This is a genomic window from Kitasatospora sp. NPDC059146 (genome assembly GCF_042786665.1).
Lineage (GTDB): Bacteria > Actinomycetota > Actinomycetes > Streptomycetales > Streptomycetaceae > Kitasatospora.
In genome coordinates this window covers 15,319-34,483 of the sequence record NZ_JBHZCY010000008.1, presented here as the reverse complement: position 1 = coordinate 34,483, position 19,165 = coordinate 15,319, and the positions used below count along the sequence as shown (strand labels likewise).

Below are 19,165 nucleotides of genomic sequence, written 5' to 3'. Positions count from 1 at the left end.
TCGGCAGTCCTGTTCCGTCCCGGTCAACCTACCGGTCGGCCGCTGTTCGCCGCCCGGGTCGGTCCAGCGGGTGGACACCCTTGACGGCGAATATTGGTCCAGTCCAATCTGTTCAGTCGAGCACCCGTCAAGCACGTGTCACCCCGCCCGGTCGCCCCCACCGCGTCCGGGCCGGCTCCCCACGGCCCGTCCGGGCCACGCACCGCCGGAACCCCCACACATCCGGAGGACACCCCGCATGCACGACCGCGTCCTGCCCGCACGGCCCGACCTGCCCGCCGAGGGTCGAGCCGCCCGTCGGGCCGCCCGGCACAGACGGGCCACCGCACTCGCCCTGGCCGCCACGCTGACCACCAGCGGCGCCGCCCTCGCCCTCACCCTCGGCTCCGCCGCCGCCTCGCCGGTCAACCTGCTGGCCAACGGCGGCTTCGAGACCGGCACCCTGTCCGGCTGGAGCTGCTCCAACGGCTCGGTGGTCACCACCCCGGTGCACGGCGGGAGTTACGCGCTCAGCGGCGCCGCCTCCGGCTCCGACACCGCGCAGTGCCAGCAGACCGTCACCGTCCAGCCGAACACCAGCTACACCCTGGCCGGCTTCGTCCAGGGCAGCTACGTGTACCTGGGCGCCACCGGCACCGGCGTCAACGCCTCCAGCTGGACGCCCGGCGGGACGGGCTGGAACCAGCTCAGCAGCACCTTCACCACCGGCGCCACCACGACCTCCGTCACGGTCTTCACCCACGGCTGGTACGGCACCGGCACGTACTACGCGGACGACCTCACCCTGACCGGTCCGGGCGGGCCGACCTCCACCACCAGCCCGACGGCGTCCACCAGCCCGACGGCCACGGGCAGCCCCACGGCGTCCACCAGCCCGACGGCTTCGGGCAGCCCCACGGCCACCGGCTCGCCCAGCGGAAGTCCGACCGCGACGGGCTCCCCGAGCGGGAGCCCCACCGGCAGCCCCACCGGGAGTCCGACCGGGAGTCCGACCGCCACCGCGAGCGGCCCGGCCGGGGACGGCAAGGTCACCACCCCGACCGGCGTCACGGTCAGCAAGGTCACCTCCGGCGCCGTGGTGCTCGGCTGGCAGCCGTCCACCCTGAACGGCGACGACGGCCCGGTCGCCTACAAGGTGTGGTCCAACGGCCAGTTGGTCGCCACCTCGATGGGCACCTCGGTCGCCGTCAGCTCGCTGCGGCCCGGCCAGGCCTACACGTTCAGCGTCCAGGGCTACTCGGGGAGCCACGCCTCCGCCCAGTCCGCCCCGGTGAGCACCACGACCGCCGCGGCGCCCGCCCAACAGCCGGTCCGCGCGGCCTACTTCGACCAGTGGGGCATCTACGAGAACGCCTACTACCCGAAGAACGTCGACACCAGCGGCGCCGCGAACAAGCTGGACGTCGTCCACTACGCCTTCGCCAACATCGACCCCTCGAAGTTCACCTGCTTCCAGGCGGTGAAGACCTCCGACTCGGCCAACGACTCCGACCCCAACGCCGGTGACGGCGCGGGCGACGCCTACGCCGACTACCAGGACGGCTACACCTCCGCCACCAGCGTGGACGGCAGCACCGACGGCTGGGACCAGCCGCTCAAGGGCAACTTCAACCAGCTGCGCCAGCTCAAGGCCAAGTACCCGAACCTGCGCTTCACCATCTCGATCGGCGGCTGGACGTACTCCAAGTACTTCTCGGACGCGGCCGCCACCGACGCCTCCCGGAAGGCCTTCGTCTCCTCCTGCGTCGACATGTTCCTCAAGGGGAACCTGCCGACCGGGGTCGCCGGTGACGCCTCCGGCGGCGCGGCCTCGGCGGCCGGCATCTTCGACGGCATCGACATCGACTGGGAGTACCCGGGCTCGGCCGGCGGCCACACCGGCAACCACTACTCCCCCGCCGACAAGCAGAACTACACCCTGCTGCTCAAGGAGTTCCGCACCCAGCTGGACGCCCTCGGCGCCGCCCAGGGCAAGCGCTACCTGCTGAGCGCCGCGCTGCCCAGCGGCCAGGACAAGATCGCCCAGCTGGAGACCGACAAGATCGGCGCCTACCTGGACTACGCCGACGTGATGTCCTACGACATGCACGGCTCCTGGGACGCCAAGGGCCCGACCAACCACCAGGACCCGCTGCACGACAGCCCGGCGGACCCGACCACACCGATCACCCCCGGCACCCGCAAGTACAACGTGGACACCACCCTCACCGCGTACACCGCCGGCCTGCCCGAGTACGGCGTCCCCGGCGGCTTCCCGGCGAACAAGATCGTGCTCGGCATCCCGTTCTACTGGCGCGGCTGGACCGGCGTCCCGGCCGGCGCGAACTACGGCCTGTACCAGAGCGCGACCGGCCCGACGGCCGCCAAGCCGCTCAGCCAGGAGGCCGGTCTGGCCGCCTGGAAGGAGCTCAACCCGACCGCCGCGCAGACCCATTGGGACCCGGTGACGGAGAGCAGCTGGGTCTACGACGGCACCAACTTCTGGACGGGTGACACCCCGCAGGCCGTCCAGGCCCGCGGCGCCTACGCCAAGGGCAAGGGCCTGGGCGGCCTGTTCGCCTTCTCGCTGGAGAACGACGACGCCTCCGGCACCATGCTCAACTCGATGGACAGCAGCCTGCGCTGACGTCGAGCCGGTCGAACGACCGACGCCGGTGGCCCCGTTCGGGACCACCGGCGCCGGCATCGGTCTCGGCCCCGGTTCAACTCTTGAGGTTGAGCGAGGGGAAGAGGTCCGTGAAGGGCTGGGTGGTGACCGAGACGCTCCGGGCGAACGGATCGTCGAAGTCCCAGATCATGAACAGCAGGAAGGCGATCAGCACGCTGAAACAGGCCGCCAGGATCAACTCCCTCGGTGTGCGCTGGATCTGCAGCGCGAACAGCATGCCGATGGTCACCACCGCCCCGCCGATCAGCCCGAACCACACCACGCCCGGCATGGTCGGCCCGGCGTTCTGGCCGCGCTGGTTGCGGGAGTCGGAGGCCTGGCTGATCCGGTCGGTGATCGGCTGGTAGGCCTGGGCCTCCAGCTCCGAGGCCGGCGCCCGGGAGACCACCTCGTTCTGGATCTTGTCCAGCAACTCGGTGCCTTTGTCGGTGATCTCACCGTTCTTGCCCATGTAGTCCCACTCGACGGTCACCACGTAGGTGACGTACGCGTCGACGTCGGCCCGGACCTGGTCGCGGAACTCGACCGGGTAGACCACCGCCCGGTCGCTGACCTCCCGCAGCGACTGGGCCTCACGGAACAGGTCGTCCTGGGCGGCGCCGCGCGCCTCCCAGACACCCGCGATGGCGAGGCCGAGGACGATCGCGTAGACCACTCCGATCATCATCGTGATGTACTCGATGACGTCCGGCGTCTCGTCGGTGTTCTCGACGACGCCGGTGCCGCGGCGCCGCAGCACCACCACCGCCAACACAACGGCACAGGCCGCCGCCAAGGCGATGATCAGCGCCACCCACTCGGACATGGGAACTCCCTTCTCTGGCTTGGCTCGTGACGTGAAAGGCGAACCCCCGGGCCCGCTCGACAGGACTCGACAGGAGGAGCCGGGGGAAGGTCGGGACGGGAGGCCGTCAGGACCCGGAACCACCGCGGCCGCGGCCACGCCCCGGGCGCAGCGAGGCCGCCGCGAGCACCGCGGGGACGGTGATCAGCAGCATCGTGGTGGTGGTCGAGGCGCCGTGGTGCGGCGGCGCGACGGGCCCCGGTTTGGCGGCCCGCACCACCTTGAAGGAGGGATGCGCCGACGGCGTGGGCCGGGCCGGGCTCGGACGGGCCGGGCTCGGCAGCACGGGGCTGGGCGCCACCACGGCGGGGACCGTCGGGTCGGGCACCGCCGGAACCGGCACCACCGGTGGCGGTGGCGGAGCGGGGGCGGCGGGCGCCGGGGCCGCGGGCACGGCGGGCACCGCCGGGGGCGGTGGCGCCGGTGCGGGGGCGGGCGGCGGCGGAGACGCCGGGGCCGGGGGCGACGCCGGCGGGCTGGGGGCCGGGGGCGACGGGACCGCGGTCGGGGACGGCGTGGGGGTGGCGCTCGGGGTGGGCGTCGGCGTCGAGGTATGCGTAGGGGTGGGGGTCGGCGTCGGTGTGTGCGTAGGCGTCGGGGTCGGGGTGGGCGTCGGGGTGGGGCTCGGGCAGGGGTGCGGATGGTGGTGGTGATGGTGGTGCCCCCCGTGGCCCCAGTGCCACCAGCCGTCCCCGTGCTCCCCCTGCCCGTCGTCACCGGACCATTCGCCGCCGCCCCCGTGGCCGCCGGACCCGTGGCCGTCGGTCGGTCGCCCCGGCGCCGGCCGGAGCCCGGCCGTGCCGGAGGGCGAGGGCACCGCGGGCACCGTGCCGGCCGTCAGCGGCCGGTGGCAGTGGTGGTGGTCGTGCGGCGGCCGGGGCCCGTGGTGGCGGCCGACGTCGGGGGCGACGGTGACGCCGACCTCGACGTCCACGTCCACTCCGACGTCCACGCTGCCGCCCGGGCCCACCGTGGTGGACACGTCCGTCCCGGTGCACACGCAGGTGTCGACGGCCGCGCCGTTCGCGTGCCCGCCGGGGCGTTCGGCCCCCGAGGCGCTGGCCCCGCCGACCAGTGCGCACATCGCCACCACGCCGACCGCAGCGCCGATCAGCCGCGCCCGCCGACCGGGGACCGCGCCCCCGCCGCCGTGCCGCGGTATCCGTCGGTACTGCCGGCGCTGCGGCATGGGCTCCACACACCTCTCGGGTCGTCCGGGCAGGACGGAAGGGATTTGGCTGATCAGCCGACAGGAACGGACGGCAGTGGTCGGATCCGGATCAGAGCCGATCGGGTACGACCATGCGCATTCAGACGTGATCAGGCGGACGGCCCGCCTCCGGGGCGGGCCGTCCGCCATCAGGTGAAACGATCTTCGCGCCGACCGGTTACGGCCCGCGCCCGCCGTTCCGCGCGCTCAGTGGCGGCGGTGCGCGATCTCGACGTTCTCCAACACGCCGACCGCGTCCGGCACCAGGATCGCGCAGGAGTAGTAGGCGCTGACCAGGTAGGAGATGATCGCCTTCTCGTCGATCCCCATGAAGCGGACCGAGAGCGAGGGCTGGTACTCGTCCGGCAGCCCGGTCTGGTGCAGGCCGATGACGCCCTGGTTGTCCTCACCGGTACGGATCACCAGGATCGAGCTGGTGTTCTCCTTGGTGATCGGGATCTTGCTGCAGGGCAGGATCGGAACCCCGCGCCAGGCCGGCACCTGCTGCCCGCCGAGGTCGACGTGGTGCGGGTAGATGCCCCGGGCGTTGAACTCGCGGCCGATCGCGGCGATGGCCTTGGGGTGGGCCAGCAGGTAGTCCGGGTCGCGGCGGCGGTTGAGCAGCTCGTCCAGGTCGTCCGGGGTGGGCGGGCCGGAGTGGGTCTGGATCCGCTGGTCGAAGTCGGCGTTGTTGAGCAGGCCGAACTCCGGGTTGTTGATCATCTCGTGCTCCTGCCGCTCGCGCAGGGCCTCGATGGTCAGCCGGAGCTGGTGCTCGGTCTGGTTCATCGGCTGGTTGTACAGGTCCGCGACGCGGGTGTGGATCTTGAGGATGGTCTGGGCGACGCTCAGCTCGTACTCGCGCGGCTTGAGCTCGTAGTCCACGAAGGCGCCGGGGAGTTCGTACTCGCCGCGGTGGCCGGCCGACATGGCGATCTCGGCCTCGCCGCGCTCGTTCTGGGCCTGCAGCGGCAGGGACAGGAACGTCGTCAGGTGCTCCTGGAGGCTCGGCGCGTTGTCCCGGATGCGGGCGAAGTCGTCCCGGCTCAGGGTGAGGGCGACCCCGGAGGTGGTGGTCTTCGCCGTGTACTCCCAGACCGCGTCCGGGTTCAGCAGCGAGTCGTCGCCGAAGCGGTCGCCGTCGGCGGCCACGCCGACCACGGTCTCGTCACCGTACTTGCCGGTGCCGATCTTGTTGATCTTGCCGTGCGCGATCAGGAAGATCCGGTCGGCCGCCTCGCCCTGGGTGGTGAGCACCTCGCCGGGGCCGAAGTCGCGCTGCTGGCAGCGGTCGGCGAGGGCGGTCAGCACCTCCTCGTCCTCGTAGCCGCGCAGCAGGGCGAGTTCGCCCAGCTCGGCCGGGATCACGCGGACCTGGGATCCGGTCTTGATGAACTCCACCACGCCGTTGCCGACGGTGTAGGTGAGCCGTCGGTTGACCCGGTACGCACCACCGTGGGCCTCGACCCACGGGAGCACCTTGAGCAGCCAGCGGGAGGTGATCTCCTGCATCTGCGGGGCGGACTTGGTCGTGGTGGCAAGGTTGCGGGCAGCGGCCGTCGCGAGGCTCTGCTGCCGGTCCTGCTGTGTCTCCGGGCTCGTCGTGTCCACGGACATCGGCAGGGGTCTCCATTCGTGTGGTCGGATCACGCAGCCGGGGCCGGTACCGCTCCGGTTCCGGGGCATGCTCCGCGACGGATCATCAGATCCGCGAGCTGGTGGGGAAGTTGGCGAGTATCGAGAGGACGACCGCCATCGCCCGGCGGCCCATCCGGAACCCTAGATCACCAGAACCCGACGGAGCCCGTAGGGCGGCCCACTACCCCCCGATAGGGTGAATCTCCGGTGATCCGCCCCCACGGGCCGCTATCGTCACCGGAACACCCGTTCGCGGGCGCTCACCCCGTACCCCGTACCCCGGGCGCCCCGCCGACCCGACCCCACCCCGCGCGCCCTCCTGCCGCGCAGCCCCCCTGCCGTCAACCCGGCACACCGCTCAGGCGACCTCCAGGCCCTGCCGCACCCGGTCGAGGCGGCCTGCGGCCAGGTCCTCCTCGGTGATCCAGAACGAGACGTTGACGAGTTCGCCCCACCGCGCGTCCACCGCCGAGCCCTCGACCTGGAGCAGCGGCCGGTGCCCGTCGGGGCGGGTGGTGTTGTCGCTGTCGCACCACCCCAGGAGCCGGACGTCGGCGCCGCCGAGGTGCTCGCGGCAGGCGTCCGAGACGCCCATGGCCACCAGGTAGTCACCCGCGAGCAGCGCCCGCAGCTCGTCCTCCAGGTAGGAGGGCGCCGACAGGGCCCAGCGCGCCCGGACCGGCCGAGCGGGCAGCGGCTCCAGGCCGTCCGGGTCCGGCGGGGCCGGACGCTCCGGGCTCCCGGCCGGGACGTGCAGCACCCGGCAGCTCTCCCCGTCGAGGTCGGCGGGCATCGGGTCGTGGAAGAACAGCAGCAGGCCCTCGACCGGCAGCGGCCAGCGACCGCCGCCACCGGCCCGGAAGGCCTCCGCCAGCCGGGCGCAGTCGAGTCGGGCGAGCAGTTCCATCGGGTGGCCGTCGCCCTCGGGCCAGTCGACGCCGGGCGGCAGCGCCGCCGATCCGCCGGTCCGCCCGACGGACGTCCAGCCGGGCTCCTCCTCGGCGACGTCCGCGCGCAGCTCCAGCGAGGGGCGCAGCAGCCAGCCGACCCGGGAGGTGTGCTCGGGGCCCACCTGCTCCCGCAGGGCGGCGTACAGCCCGTAGGGCAGGGGCAGGGGCAGGTCGTCGTCCGGTCCGGGGCGGTACGGCATCCATGCGTAGTCGGGCATGGTCCGAACCCTGTCACCCGGCTCCGACACCGAGCCCGGCACCGACTCCACCTCCGGCACCGGCACCGGCACCGACGCATGCGGAAGGCCCGTCAGGTGCCGGTACGGGGGTGGCCGGCACCTGACGGGTGTACGGGGGGTGCGGCCGCGAGGGCCGCGCCGGGGGGAGGGGGTGGATCAGCAGGCGACCTGGGTACCGGGGATGCCCAGGATGCCGGAGTTGTTGGCCAGGCCGCCCTGGTACTCGTAGTACAGGTACGAGTAGAAGTCGATCCGGACGCCCTGGCCGCAGGCCGAGTCCGGGGCCACGGCGTAGGTGACCGTGAAGGTGCTGCTGGCGCCGGGGGCGAGCGGGACGTCGTAGCGGGCGATGCCGCCGTGCACGTTGTCGCTGCACCCGTTGGTCTGGGTGCCGCAGGCCGTGGCGGTGTACTTGAGCCCCTTCACCAGGCTGGTGTCGTACGTCTCCTGGACGCTCTGGTAGACGAACTGGATCGGGGTGTCGTACGGGTTGGTGAGCGTCAGGGTCAGTGTGAACTCACCTCCCCGGCCGGTCGTCTGGTGGTCGGAGACGGCCGTCAGGGGCAGCGGGCTGTCGGCGGCCCGGGCGGGTGCCGCCAGCAGCAGTCCGGCGGCGAGGGCCGGGCCCACGGCGAGCGCGGCACGGCTCAGATGTGTTCTGCGCATGTCCAAGGAGCGTAGGGGGCGGCGCCGTCGGGGCCGCCCTCCTCGGCCCGAACCCGTACTCGCGTACGAGCGGCGGGCGGACGCCGGGGACCGACCGTCCGCGTTCCGGCCCGGCGGAACCGCCGGTGCCCTATCCTTCGCCGCGCACCCGGACGGCCTGCTCGGGCCGGTGCGCCCAGGCCGGGCTGGCGCATTGAGGCCGGCGCATAGAGGCCGGTGCGCTGAGGCAGGTGCGCTGAGGCCGATAGGTGCTCCGGCCGGCAGGCGCTCAGGCCGGCGACGGCAGGACGTCGCACAGTGCCCGGAGCGCGGCCGGCCAGGCGTGGTCCGGCGGCGTGGCGTAGCCGACCACCAGGCCGTCGACGGCGGGCGTCGCCGCCGGATCGGCCGCCGGGTGCCGGTAGTCGGCGAGCCCCTCGACCGCCAGGCCGCGATGGGCGGCGGCCTGGAGAACGGACCGTTCGGTGCCGGGGGCGAGCCGCAGCACGGCGTGCAGGCCGGCCGCGATGCCGGACACCTCGATGTGCGGGGCGTGGGCGGCCAGCGCGGTCACCAGCTGGTCGCGGCGGTCCCGGTAGCGGCGGCGCATCCGGCGCAGGTGGCGGTCGTAGCCGCCGGAGTCGATGAACTCGGCGAGCGTCAGCTGGTCCAACGCACTGGCCCAGGCCTCGCGTTCGCCCTTCGCGGCGAGCACCCGGTCGACCAGGTGGTCCGGCAGGACCATCCAGCCGAGGCGCAGCGCCGGGCTCAGGCTCTTGCTGGCGCTGCCGAGGTAGACGACCCGTTCGGGGTCGAGCCCCTGGACGGCGCCGACCGGCTGGCGGTCGTAGCGGAACTCCCCGTCGTAGTCGTCCTCCAGGACGAGCCCGCCGCGTCCGCGCGCCCAGTCGATCACGGCGGCGCGGCGCCCGGCGTGCAGCGGGCCGCCGGTCGGGAACTGGTGGGCGGGGGTGAGCAGGACCGTCCGGACCTCCGGGCACCGGGCCAACTCCCCTATCCGGGCGCCCTGTTCGTCGATCGACAGCGGGACGGCGGTGACGCCGGCGGCGGCCAGCAGCCCGCGGTGGAAGCCCAGCCCGTACGCCTCGACGGCCAGCGGCCCCTGGTCGGCGGGCGGCAGGGCGGGCGCGGCACCGTCGAAGAGCAGGCGCAGCGCGTGGGCGAAGCCGGAGCAGACCACGATCCGGTCGGGGTCGGTGCGCACGCCGCGGGCGCGGGCGAGGTAGTCGGCGAGGACGGCGCGCAGTTCGGGCCGGCCCTGGGGGTCGCCCGGCCCGAAGGCCTCGTTCGGGGCGGCGGTGAGGGCCCGGCGGGCGGCGGCCAACCAGGCGGCGCGGGGGAAGGAGGCGGCGTCGGGCTGGCCCTGGCGCAGGTCGTGCGCCGGTCCGGAGCGGAGTGCGGGGCGGCGGGCCCGGGTGGGCGGGACGGGTGCGGCGCGGTCGGCGACGGTGGTGCCGGAGCCCTGGCGGGCGGTGAGCCAGCCCTCGGCGACGAGCTCGGCGTAGGCCTCGGCGGCGGTGTTGCGGGCCAGGCCGAGGTCGGTGGCCAGGGCCCGGTAGGGCGGCAGTCGGGTGCCGGGGGCCAGTCTGCCGCTGCGGATCGCCTCGCGCAGCGCGGCCATCAGTGCGGCGCGGCGGCCGCCGGTGGCGGGCAGGTCCAGATGCAGGTCGTTACCGGTCGGGTGGGCCGGCTCGGTGGGGTGCGCGCCCGACGTCTCCGTCATGGTCACGCACCCTACCCGCCGCTCCGGCGCCGCCCGGCGGGCGGTCCGGGCCCGTACCACTGCGGCCACCCCTCCGACGGCCACCCCTATTACGGCTACGGCTACGGCTACGGCTACGGCTACGGCACGACGGTGACCGGCCAGCGGCCGGCCTTGACCAGCCGGACCGCGACCGAGCCGATCACCTTGTGCCCGGCCTGCTCCGAGACGCCGACCACCACGGCGTCGGCGCGCAGCTCGTCGGCGAGCTTGGCGAGGCCGGCGTAGGGGTCGCCACGCAGGGTGAGGAAGCTCCACTCCACCCGCCAGACCTCGCTCACCCGCTGCTCGGCCTCGCGCAGCGCGGCCAGCAGCTCGTCGGCGACCTCCTGGGTGGTCTCCTCCACGGCGGCCCCGGCCAGGGCGGTGGCGGCGCCGAGTATCGGCTGGACGTAGGCGACGGCCAGCTGGGCGCCCTGCCGGCGGGCCAGTCCGGCGGCGTAGGCGGTGGCGCGCCAGGAGGAGTCGGAGCCGTCCAGGCCCGCCAGGATCACCTTGGGTCCGTCGGTCCCCAGCTCGAAGCCGCTCGGTGCGACGGCCGGCTGGTGCTCCCCGTGCTCGGCGCCGGCCGGTCGGCCCGCGCCCTCGACGGCCCCGGTGTCGGCCGCATCGCTGTCATTGCTCATGGGCGGAAGGCTATGCCCGCCACCGTGGGTGGCCGGCGGGGGCACTCCGGGTGAGGGCTGTGGCGCGGGCCACCCGGGCGGGCCCGCGGCGGCGCCGCGCCGGTACCGGGGGCGGGCGGGCCGTCACGCGCTGTCGACGGTGTGCGCGGCCTCACACGGCCTTCGCGGTGACCGGGGCCACTTCCGGGGGTGGTTTGATCTTGGAAATAGCCGCAAATCGGTCTGAATCACCTTATTTTCGTGATCGCTACCTGCGGTAACAGGCCTCTGACGTGCTCGAACCTGCGATTCCTTGAAACCGCCACGACCACCCCCGTACCTTCGAACTCGTTGCACCGAGCGATTCCGCTCCGGCCGGGCCCCACGGCCCCCGGGCAGGAACGGTGCCGGACCGCGCGAGCGATGCGTCCCCGCAACCGACGGCCTTCCGAAGGCCTGGTTCCGCACGCCCGCACACCCCCTCCGAAAGGAAACGCATGACCTTCCGTAACGAGACTGCCGCTGCCACCACCACTGCCACCCCGAAGCGCCGCAACCGCGTCCGGATGGCTCTGATGGCCGGGGCGCTCACCGCGCTGCCGGTGGCCGGCCTCGTCACGGCCACCAGCGCCTCCGCCGCGCCGGCGTCGGTCTGGGACAAGGTCGCCTCCTGCGAGGCCACCGGCAACTGGGCCATCAACAACGGCAACGGCTTCTACGGCGGCCTGCAGTTCACCTCCAGCACCTGGGCGGCCTTCGGCGGCACCGCGTACGCCCCACAGGCCCACATGGCCTCCAAGGCCCAGCAGATCGCGATCGGCGAGAAGGTCCTCGCCGCCCAGGGCCCCGGCGCCTGGCCGATCTGCTCCGTCAAGGCCGGCCTGGGCAAGTAAGCCCGCCGCCCCACGCACCCACGAAGCCGCCGCACCCCCCGGGGTACGGCGGCTTCGCCATGTCACCGTCCGCCCCGCCCGTCCGGCCCGCAGACCCTCAGGCCGACTGGGTCGACGCGGTCGGGCGGGCGGGGAGTGGGAGGGGGAGGGCGGGCAGGCCGTCGATGCTGGTGGCGACGAGGGGCTTGCGCTCGCAGTAGGCGCCGAACTCGTCCTCGTCCTTGCGGTCGAAGTACTGCGCGTGCAGGTCGCGGTCGGCGCGGTAGTCCATGAACGGCACGGCGTACCCGCAGGAGTCGCTGACCCGTTCGGCCCGGACCAGCACGATGGCCCGCAGGCCCGAGCCGTCCACCCCGGGTTCGAAGCGGGCGAGGAGGTCCGCGAAGCGCGGGTCGTCCCGGAAGACCGGCTCGCCGTGGCCGTGCACCCGCACCACGGTGGGCGGGCCGTCGAAGGCGCACCACATCAGGGTGATCCGGCCGTTCTCCCGCAGGTGGGCGATGGTCTCGGCCTGCGAGCCGCCGAAGTCCAGGTAGGCGAGGGTGAGTTCGTCGATGATCGCGAGAGTGCCGGAGCGGCCCTTGGGCGAGAGGTTGACGTGCCCGTCACCGGCCAGCGGTGCCGTCGCGACGAAGTAGACGGGCTGGCGTTCGATGAACTGCCGCAGCCGGCCGTCGATGCATTCGTACTGCTTTCCCATGTGCGCGATTGTGCCCGCATCTCGCCTTGCGAGAAAGGAAAATCCAGCCCATGAGACGGCGAGCGGCCCCGCCGCGGGCACGGCGGGGCCGTCGTTCAAGGTGGGCGCGTCAGCGCTTCGAGTAGACGCTGTCCATGAATTCGATGATCTGCTGGTCCGTCAGCCGGTGGCCCTCGCGGTGACCCATCGCCAGGTCGGCCTCGCTGATCATGCCGACCAGCCGGTCGCCGTCGATCACCGGGATGCGCCGGATCTGGTGCTGCTCCATCTTCTTGAGCACCGTGTCCATGCTGTCGTCGGCCCGCACGCAGTGCAGGTGCCCGGCCAGTTCGATGGCCGTCATGGCGGCCGGGTCCTTGCCCTCGGCGAGACAGCGCACCACGATGTCGCGGTCGGTGATGATGCCGTGGAGCTTCTGGTCGTCGCCGCAGATCGGCAGCGCGCCGACGTTCTTGTCGCGCATCATCTTCGCGGCCTCGTCCAGCGTCTGGTGGGCGCCGATGCACTGGGCGCCGGTGTGCATGATGTCTCGGGCAGTGGTCACGGGGACTCCTTCGTCGGTGTTGCCCCCCGGCGGCCATCCCCCGGCGGCGCACCGCGCCCCTCACAGGGTGACCGTGCCCTCACCGTAGGCGACCGCGCTCCCGCCCGCGACCGCGGGCGCCGATACTGGAACCCGTGACCACGCAAGCCACCGACCCGGTCGACGAGGCCGTCCGCGCCCGGCCCGCGACGGCGCTGCGCCCGTACGTGGCCTGGTACTCGGGCTACCGCCAGCGCGGCCTGGCCCCGGCCGTGCACCGCGGCCTGCCCTCCCCGTACCTGACCTTCATCCTCACCCTGGACGAGCCGCTGGTGATCGCCGGCCACCCCGATCCGGCGCAGCCGCCCGGCAGCTACCCGACGCTGCTCGGCGGGCTGCACACCTCCCCCGCCCTGATCACCCACGAGGGCGCCCAGTCCGGGGTGCAGATCGCCGTGCACCCGCTCGCCGCCCGGGCGCTGTTCGGTCTGCCCGCAGGGGAGTTGGCCGGGATCGACGTCCCGGCGGAGGACGTGCTCGGCCGGCTCGGCCCGCAGTTGCAGGAGCGGCTGCGGGCGGCCGACGGCTGGGCGGAGCGGTTCGCCGCACTGGACGGGGCGCTGCTGCGGGCCGCCCGGCCGTCCGGCCTGGTACCGCCGGAGGTGGGCTGGGCCTGGCGGGCGCTGCGGCGCAGCGGCGGGGCGCTGCCGGTGGCCGAGCTGGCCCGGGAGACCGGGTGGAGCGCCCGGCACCTCCAGGAGCGGTTCCGCCGGGAGACCGGGCTGACCCCGAAGGCCGCCGCCCGGGTGATCCGCTTCGACCGGGCCCGGCACCTGCTGGCGACCGGCGCGCCGCCGCCCCGGTTGGCGGAACTGGCGCTCCGCTGCGGCTACTTCGACCAGGCGCACCTGGCCCGGGAGTTCCGCGCGCTGGCGGGGTCGGCGCCGAGTGCCTGGCTGGCGGCGGAGCGGCCGGAGGAGGGCAAGTTCCGAAACGTCCAAGGCGGGGCGGCGGGGGCGGCCGCAGAGTGGGAGGCGTAACCACCGCACCCGAGGAGTGAGATTCATGGACACCGAGACCCCTGCCCCGCAGGTCTGGCCCACCTTGCGCGCGACCGACGCCCGCGCCCTGATCCGCTTCCTGGTGGAGGCCTTCGGCTTCCAGGAGGTGGCCAGTTACGGCGAGGGCGAGTTCGTGGCGCACGCCGAACTGGCCTGGCCGGAGGGCGGCGGCGTGATGCTCGGCTCGGTGCGCGAGACCGCGCCGGGCCAGTGGCGGGGCGAGCCGGGCACGTTCAGCGCGTACGTGGTCACCGCCGACCCGGACGGCGTGCACGCCCGGGCCGTGGCCGCCGGGGCCCGGATCACCACCGGCCTGACCGAGACCGACTACGGCTCGCGCGACTTCGCCGCGGCCGACCCGGAGGGCAACCACTGGTACTTCGGCACCTACCCGGGCGCGCCCCGGCCCGCCCCGGCGCCGTGAGCCGGACCCCGGCGCCGTGAGCCGGACCCCGGTGGAGCGGCCGCGGGCTCCGGCCGCCGGGCCCGGGCGGCGGGGGCGGGGCAGACTGGCTGAGGGGGCCACCGCAGCACTCCCGGAGAGCGCCGATGCCGCAGATGACGGTCGACGGGCACACCCTCGCCCTGTCCCACCTCGACAAGGTGTACTACCCGAGCATCGGCACCCCCAAGGGCGAGGTGCTGCGCTACTACGCCGCGGTGCACACCGCCCTGCTGCCCCACCTGCGGGACCGCCCGGTCTCCTTCCTGCGCTGCCCGGACGGCGTCGAGGCGGAGGTGTTCGTCGCCAAGAACCCGCCGCCGGGCACCCCGGACTGGGTGCGCACGGTGGACGTGCCGAGCACCGCCGGGGAGCTGCGCCAGGTGGTGCTGGAGAACGGCGCGGCGCTGCTGGCGGTCGCCAACCTGGGCTGCCTGGAACTGCACGTCCCGCAGTGGCACGCCGCCGCGCCCGGGCTGGCCGACCGGCTGGTCCTGGACCTCGACCCGGGCGAGGGCGCCGACGTGCTCACCTGCCGGGCGGTCGCGCTGCTGCTGCGCGAGCGGCTGGCCGCGGACGGCCTGTCGGCCTGGGTGAAGACCTCCGGTTCCAAGGGCCTGCACCTGCTGGTGCCGATCGAGCCCACGCCCAGCGCCGAGGTCTCCGGGTACGCCAAGGCGCTGGCCGCCGCCCTGGAGGCGGAGCACCCGGAGCTGGTGGTGCACACCATGGCCAAGGCCCGGCGGCGCGGCCGGGTGCTGGTCGACTGGTCGCAGAACAACGCCAAGAAGACCACCGCCGCCCCGTACACCCTGCGGGCCCGGCCGCTGCCGACGGTCTCCGCCCCGCTGGCCTGGGCCGAGTTGGAGCGGGCCCGCGGGGAGGCGGAGCTGGTGTTCACCCTCGCCGAGCTGCCGGGCCGGCTGGCGGCGCACGGCGACCTGTTCGCGCCGCTGCTGGACCCGGAGCAGGCCCGGCCGCTGCCTGCGGCACCCGCCGCCGGTGCCGCGCCCTCGGCCACCTCGGCCCCCACGGCCACCTCGGCCTCCACGGCCCCCACGGCCCCGGCGCGGCCCTCCCAGCCGCGGCAGGCGCTCCACCCGCCGGTCGAGGTGATGCGCCCCGCCGCCGTCACCGCCGTGCCGCCCGCCGACGGGCTGGGCGGGGGCGGCGTGCAGTACGAGCTGAAACTGGACGGCTTCCGCTGTGTCGCCTTCGCCCGCGGCGACCGGCCGGCCTTCCTGCAGTCCCGCAGCGGCCGCGACCTCGCCCCCGAGTTCCCGCCGATCGCCGCCGCCGTCGCCCGGCTGCCCGAGGGGCTGGTGCTGGACGCCGAACTGGTCGCCTGGCGGGCCGGGCGGTTCGCCTTCGAGGAGCTGCTGCACACCCGGCAGGCCCGGGCCGCCGCCCCGGACGTCGCGCTCGGGCTGATCGCCTTCGACCTGCTGGCCCTGCCCGGCCGGGACGTCCGGCGCCTGCCGCTCACCGACCGGCGCCGGCTGCTGCTGGCCGCGCTGGCCGACGTCCCGCCGCCGATCCAGCCGGTGCTGGCCACCACCGACCGGGCGGAGGCCGTGGCGTGGATCACCCAGCTGGCCGACACCGGCGTGGAGGGCCTGGTGTGCAAGGCCGCCGCCTCCCCGTACCGGGCGCGCGGCGCGGGCCGGGCCTGGGTCAAGTACCGGCGCAGCGACACCGAGGACGCCACCGTCCGCGCCCTGACCGGTCCGGCCGACCGGCCGCACGCCCTGGTGCTCGAACTCGGCGACGGCCGCGTGCTGTTGACCACCCCACGGCTCACCCCGGTGCAGGCCCGGGAGGTCGCCCGGGCGGCCGGCCCGCTGCTCGGCCCGCCCGCCGCCGACCCCGACCACGGCCGGGTGCACCCGCTCACCGCCCCGCTGCGCGCCGAGGTCACCCTCACCGGCCGCCCGCCCACCGCCACCTTCGTCCGCCTGCGCGGGGACTGACCCCGGCGCGGTCACGCTCCTCCGCCCCGGACGTGCACCCACGGACGAATCCTCTGACCCCGCGTCACTTCCGTCGCCCGGCCGCCGCGTGGGCGAACTCGGTGACGAAGGTGTCCTCGAACACCGGCAGGTCGCCCGGCGTGCGGCTGGTCACCAGCGGGCCCGGGCCGTCCCGGCAGACGTGCACCTCCCGGTCGACCCACTGGGCGCCCGCGTTGACCAGGTCGGTCCGCAGGCTGGGCCAGGAGGTGAGGGTGCGGCCGCGGACGGCGTCGGCCTCGATCAGGGTCCAGGCGGCGTGGCAGATCGCCGCGACCGGGCGGCCGGCGGCGCAGCAGGCCCGGACGAAGGCGACCGCTGCCGGGTCGAGCCGCAGCGCGTCCGGACCGGCGACGCCGCCGGGCAGCACCAGCCCGGCGTAGTCCGCCGGGTCCGCCTCGGCCACCGGGACGTCCACCGCGAAGGTGTCCCCGGGCGCGCGGTGCCGGACGGCCTGGACCCGGCCGGGCGCGGTGGAGAGCAGGCGCGGGCGCCCGCCGGCTTCGAGCACCGCCTGCCAGGGCGAGGCCAGTTCCTCCTGTTCGGTGCCGTACGGGGCGACCAGGAAGGCGATCGTCCGGCCGGTCAGGGTGGTGGCGGGCCAGCCCATGGTCAGCGGTCCACGGCTCAGCGCCGGCGGGCGGTGGTGAGGTGCTCGGCGGGCGGCGGGACGGTGCCCAGCCGGGCGCGCGGGCAGTCCAGGTGGACGGCGCGGTCCAGGTGGTCGATCCGGGCGACCAGACCGACCGGGACGAGCACCCTCGCACCCGGCACCCAGGCGCCGGCGTCGACGGCCAGGTGGTCGCCGGCGTCCTGGTCGACCCGGCCGAGGGGTCCGTCGGTCGCCTGGGCCTCGTACCCGACCAGGCTGAGGTCGGCGGCGGGGTGGGAGCCCGGGCGGTACTCCCACAGGTCGGTACTCATGCGCACCTCTCGATGGTTCGGCCCCCCGTCGCGTCACGCCTCCGGGCGGTCCCAGGGCCTTCGTTCACGTCCGTCCCGGCCGTCCCCGCGGTCCCGTCCCTCCCCGCGGTCCCGGCGTTCCCGGCGGTCCCGCCCGTCCTCGCGGTCCGGGGCTGCACCGCCGACGACGCCGTCGCCCCGGCCCGGCGCCCGTCGCCGCCGCAGCAGCGCCGTGGCGGCCACCGAGGCCGCCACCGAGGCGGCCCAGACCACCCCGAGGGCGGTCAGCACCGCAGTGGTCGGAGTGCGCACGCCGATGCCCACGCAGATCGACGTCATCACCAGTACGGTCAACAGGACCCCGACCGAGATCCGGCGCCCGACGCCGCGCAGGGCGTCCAGGAACCGGTTCGGCCGCTTGGCCCCCATCGTGCTCAACTTCCGGTCGAGGCGCGTGTCCTGGCGCAGATCGGACTCGATCTCCTCGAGGAGCCGCCGCTCCCATCCGCTCAACGCGGGTCCGTCCATCTCGGTCACCTCCGACACTTCCGGTGACGTGCTCGCACCCGGGCGGTTGCCCGGTACGGGCCGGCGTTAACCGTTCCGGGGGCCGCCGGTTGCGGCGGCCACGCGCCCGAAGGCCCGGGGACGGGCGAGCAGGCTGTCGTCCAGGACGCGCAGCAGGGCGGCGGCGTCGCGGTGGACCTCGTCCGCGCCGGCCGCCCGCAGCTCGGGACCGGCGTCCCCGCCGGCCTCCAGGGCGACGCAGGGCACCCCGGCCCGGCGCGCCGCCAGCACCTCGCGCACGCTCCCGGCGACGGCCACCGCGTGCGAGGGCCCGCCGCCCACCAGCGCCAGTGCGGCCCGCACGGCATCGCCACCGGGGGCGGTCACGGTCAGTGCCCGCACCCCGGCCGGGCCGGGGCCGGTCAGCACCACCGTCCAGCCCCGCACGGCGCACTCGCGCAACAGCTCGGCGCCGCCGGGCAGCCGGGGCCGCCAGTCGGTGCCGATCAGGGCCGCCGAGATCACCGTCATGGCCACCTCTCCCGTGCTCCGGGCCCTGCGTCGGGGCTTCCCCCGCGCAGGTCACGCACCGCGCGCCCTTCCAGGTTAGGACGCTCCCCGGCCCGGCGCGCAGCCTGCCCGGAACGGCCGCCCCGGGCACCGGAAAACCGCTTGGCGGGCGCCGCGCGGGCCGGAATACTCCGGAGGTCCGTCGACGGGGAGGGGAGCGGGTGGCGGTGTTCGCGTGCGCCGGGTGCGGTACGGAGCTGACGGTGCCGGTGGCGGAGCCGGACATCGCCCTCGTCCCCCGCCACCCGTGGACCGGCGCCGCCTGGCCGGCGCCCTCCGGCACCGTGGCCGTCCCGCTGGACGCCGGGGTGTGGAGGTACCTGGCCTTCCCCCCGCCCCGTCTCGCCACCAGGCTGCCCGCCGGGGAGGAGCGGGACGACCCGCTGCCGCTGCGCCCCGCCTTCCTGTTCGAACCCGACCGGTACCTGCTGCGCCACCACCTCGCCCGGCTGCCCGCCGTCCGGCAACCCTGGCTGCGGGCGATCTACGATCGGCTCGGCGACGGCCGCCACCACCCGGGCGCGTAGGAGGGCACCCCATGAGGATCAACCTGACCACCGTGTTCGTCGACGACCAGGACAAGGCGTTGCGCTTCTACACCGAGGTGCTGGGCTTCGTGAAGAAGGCGGAGGTCCCGCTCGGCGCGTACCGCTGGCTCACCGTGGTCTCCCCCGAGCAGCCGGACGGCACCCAGCTGCTGCTGGAGCCCGACGCCCACCGCGCCATCGGGCCGTACAAGACCGCGCTGGTCGAGGACGGCATCCCGGCCGCCCAGTTCGCGGTGGACGACGTGCACGCCGAGTACGACCGCCTGCACCGGCTCGGGGTGCGGTTCACCCAGCAGCCCACGGCGATGGGCCCGGTCACCGTCGCGGTGCTGGACGACACCTGCGGCAACCTCATCCAGCTCGCCCAGTTCACCCAGCTCCCCGGCTGACCGGGGCCCCGGCCGGGGGTGTCCAGGTCCTCGGTCGT

The 19,165-nt window shown here is 74.6% G+C and carries 20 protein-coding genes and 1 pseudogene; 8 read left to right on the top strand and 13 right to left on the bottom strand.

The window, feature by feature from the left end; genetic code table 11:
* Window positions 1–238: 238 nt before the first annotated feature.
* Complete coding sequence (locus tag ACFXPX_RS05250) at window positions 239–2,626, top strand: glycosyl hydrolase family 18 protein (RefSeq protein ID WP_380639600.1); 2,388 nt, start codon at window positions 239–241, stop codon at window positions 2,624–2,626.
* 76 nt (window positions 2,627–2,702) lie between these two features.
* Here the strand turns inward: ACFXPX_RS05250 and ACFXPX_RS05245 are convergent, their stop codons facing one another.
* From ACFXPX_RS05245 to ACFXPX_RS05215, 7 genes are all read right to left on the bottom strand, one after another.
* Window positions 2,703–3,473 (bottom strand): hypothetical protein, encoded by a 771-nt coding sequence (locus ACFXPX_RS05245; protein ID WP_380527879.1) that lies wholly within the window; start codon window positions 3,471–3,473, stop codon window positions 2,703–2,705.
* Between the two features lie 106 nt (window positions 3,474–3,579).
* On the bottom strand, window positions 3,580–4,701 hold the full coding sequence (locus tag ACFXPX_RS05240; RefSeq protein WP_380639598.1) for a hypothetical protein: 1,122 nt from the start codon (window positions 4,699–4,701) through the stop codon (window positions 3,580–3,582).
* A gap of 228 nt (window positions 4,702–4,929) precedes the next feature.
* Window positions 4,930–6,339, bottom strand: coding sequence for a family 2B encapsulin nanocompartment shell protein (locus tag ACFXPX_RS05235; protein ID WP_375886785.1), 1,410 nt, complete (start codon window positions 6,337–6,339; stop codon window positions 4,930–4,932).
* Between the two features lie 379 nt (window positions 6,340–6,718).
* Window positions 6,719–7,528, bottom strand: coding sequence for a DUF1963 domain-containing protein (locus ACFXPX_RS05230; protein WP_380639596.1), 810 nt, complete (start codon window positions 7,526–7,528; stop codon window positions 6,719–6,721).
* A 177-nt stretch (window positions 7,529–7,705) separates the two neighbouring features.
* Complete coding sequence (locus ACFXPX_RS05225) at window positions 7,706–8,215, bottom strand: hypothetical protein (protein WP_375886782.1); 510 nt, start codon at window positions 8,213–8,215, stop codon at window positions 7,706–7,708.
* Between the two features lie 268 nt (window positions 8,216–8,483).
* A complete protein-coding gene (locus ACFXPX_RS05220) occupies window positions 8,484–9,938 on the bottom strand; it encodes a PLP-dependent aminotransferase family protein (RefSeq protein WP_380527887.1) in 1,455 nt (484 codons plus the stop codon).
* 119 nt (window positions 9,939–10,057) lie between these two features.
* Complete coding sequence (locus ACFXPX_RS05215; RefSeq protein ID WP_380591096.1) at window positions 10,058–10,603, bottom strand: universal stress protein; 546 nt, start codon at window positions 10,601–10,603, stop codon at window positions 10,058–10,060.
* A 476-nt stretch (window positions 10,604–11,079) separates the two neighbouring features.
* Here ACFXPX_RS05215 and ACFXPX_RS05210 point away from each other — a divergent pair, with 476 nt between their 5' ends.
* Window positions 11,080–11,475: a transglycosylase family protein gene (locus tag ACFXPX_RS05210; protein WP_375886773.1), complete on the top strand. Its 396-nt coding sequence runs from the start codon at window positions 11,080–11,082 to the stop codon at window positions 11,473–11,475.
* Window positions 11,476–11,572: 97 nt separating this feature from the next.
* On the opposite strand, the gene ACFXPX_RS05205 is transcribed toward ACFXPX_RS05210, so the two are convergent.
* Window positions 11,573–12,175, bottom strand: coding sequence for a pyridoxamine 5'-phosphate oxidase family protein (locus ACFXPX_RS05205; RefSeq protein WP_380591102.1), 603 nt, complete (start codon window positions 12,173–12,175; stop codon window positions 11,573–11,575).
* Window positions 12,176–12,284: 109 nt separating this feature from the next.
* Window positions 12,285–12,719 carry a CBS domain-containing protein gene (locus ACFXPX_RS05200; RefSeq protein ID WP_375886767.1) on the bottom strand — a complete coding sequence of 145 codons (435 nt, stop codon included), beginning with the start codon at window positions 12,717–12,719 and terminating at the stop codon, window positions 12,285–12,287.
* Window positions 12,720–12,853: 134 nt separating this feature from the next.
* Here ACFXPX_RS05200 and ACFXPX_RS05195 point away from each other — a divergent pair, with 134 nt between their 5' ends.
* From ACFXPX_RS05195 to ACFXPX_RS05180, 4 genes and pseudogenes are all read left to right on the top strand, one after another.
* Window positions 12,854–13,738 carry a helix-turn-helix domain-containing protein gene (locus ACFXPX_RS05195; RefSeq protein WP_380639594.1) on the top strand — a complete coding sequence of 295 codons (885 nt, stop codon included), beginning with the start codon at window positions 12,854–12,856 and terminating at the stop codon, window positions 13,736–13,738.
* A gap of 25 nt (window positions 13,739–13,763) precedes the next feature.
* Window positions 13,764–14,183 (top strand): VOC family protein, encoded by a 420-nt coding sequence (locus ACFXPX_RS05190; protein WP_375886761.1) that lies wholly within the window; start codon window positions 13,764–13,766, stop codon window positions 14,181–14,183.
* Window positions 14,184–14,308: 125 nt separating this feature from the next.
* Window positions 14,309–15,187, top strand: a pseudogene (ligD, locus tag ACFXPX_RS05185) (non-homologous end-joining DNA ligase); the annotation flags it as partial.
* Window positions 15,188–15,316: 129 nt separating this feature from the next.
* Complete coding sequence (locus tag ACFXPX_RS05180) at window positions 15,317–16,171, top strand: DNA ligase (protein WP_375887044.1); 855 nt, start codon at window positions 15,317–15,319, stop codon at window positions 16,169–16,171.
* 64 nt (window positions 16,172–16,235) lie between these two features.
* Here the strand turns inward: ACFXPX_RS05180 and ACFXPX_RS05175 are convergent, their stop codons facing one another.
* From ACFXPX_RS05175 to ACFXPX_RS05160, 4 genes are all read right to left on the bottom strand, one after another.
* The gene (locus ACFXPX_RS05175) at window positions 16,236–16,820 is read right to left on the bottom strand and encodes a type 1 glutamine amidotransferase domain-containing protein (RefSeq protein ID WP_380591111.1); all 585 of its coding nucleotides are present in this window, start codon (window positions 16,818–16,820) and stop codon (window positions 16,236–16,238) included.
* A 17-nt stretch (window positions 16,821–16,837) separates the two neighbouring features.
* A complete protein-coding gene (locus tag ACFXPX_RS05170) occupies window positions 16,838–17,134 on the bottom strand; it encodes a PRC-barrel domain containing protein (RefSeq protein WP_380527900.1) in 297 nt (98 codons plus the stop codon).
* 33 nt (window positions 17,135–17,167) lie between these two features.
* Window positions 17,168–17,641 carry a hypothetical protein gene (locus tag ACFXPX_RS05165; protein ID WP_380527903.1) on the bottom strand — a complete coding sequence of 158 codons (474 nt, stop codon included), beginning with the start codon at window positions 17,639–17,641 and terminating at the stop codon, window positions 17,168–17,170.
* Between the two features lie 66 nt (window positions 17,642–17,707).
* Window positions 17,708–18,151, bottom strand: a complete 444-nt coding sequence (locus tag ACFXPX_RS05160) for an HAD family hydrolase (protein WP_380527905.1) — start codon at window positions 18,149–18,151, stop codon at window positions 17,708–17,710.
* Between the two features lie 200 nt (window positions 18,152–18,351).
* On the opposite strand from ACFXPX_RS05160, the gene ACFXPX_RS05155 reads away from it, so the two are divergent.
* Window positions 18,352–18,717, top strand: a complete 366-nt coding sequence (locus ACFXPX_RS05155) for a hypothetical protein (protein WP_380639592.1) — start codon at window positions 18,352–18,354, stop codon at window positions 18,715–18,717.
* Window positions 18,718–18,728: 11 nt separating this feature from the next.
* Window positions 18,729–19,127, top strand: coding sequence for a VOC family protein (locus ACFXPX_RS05150; protein ID WP_380639590.1), 399 nt, complete (start codon window positions 18,729–18,731; stop codon window positions 19,125–19,127).
* Window positions 19,128–19,165 lie beyond the last annotated feature (38 nt).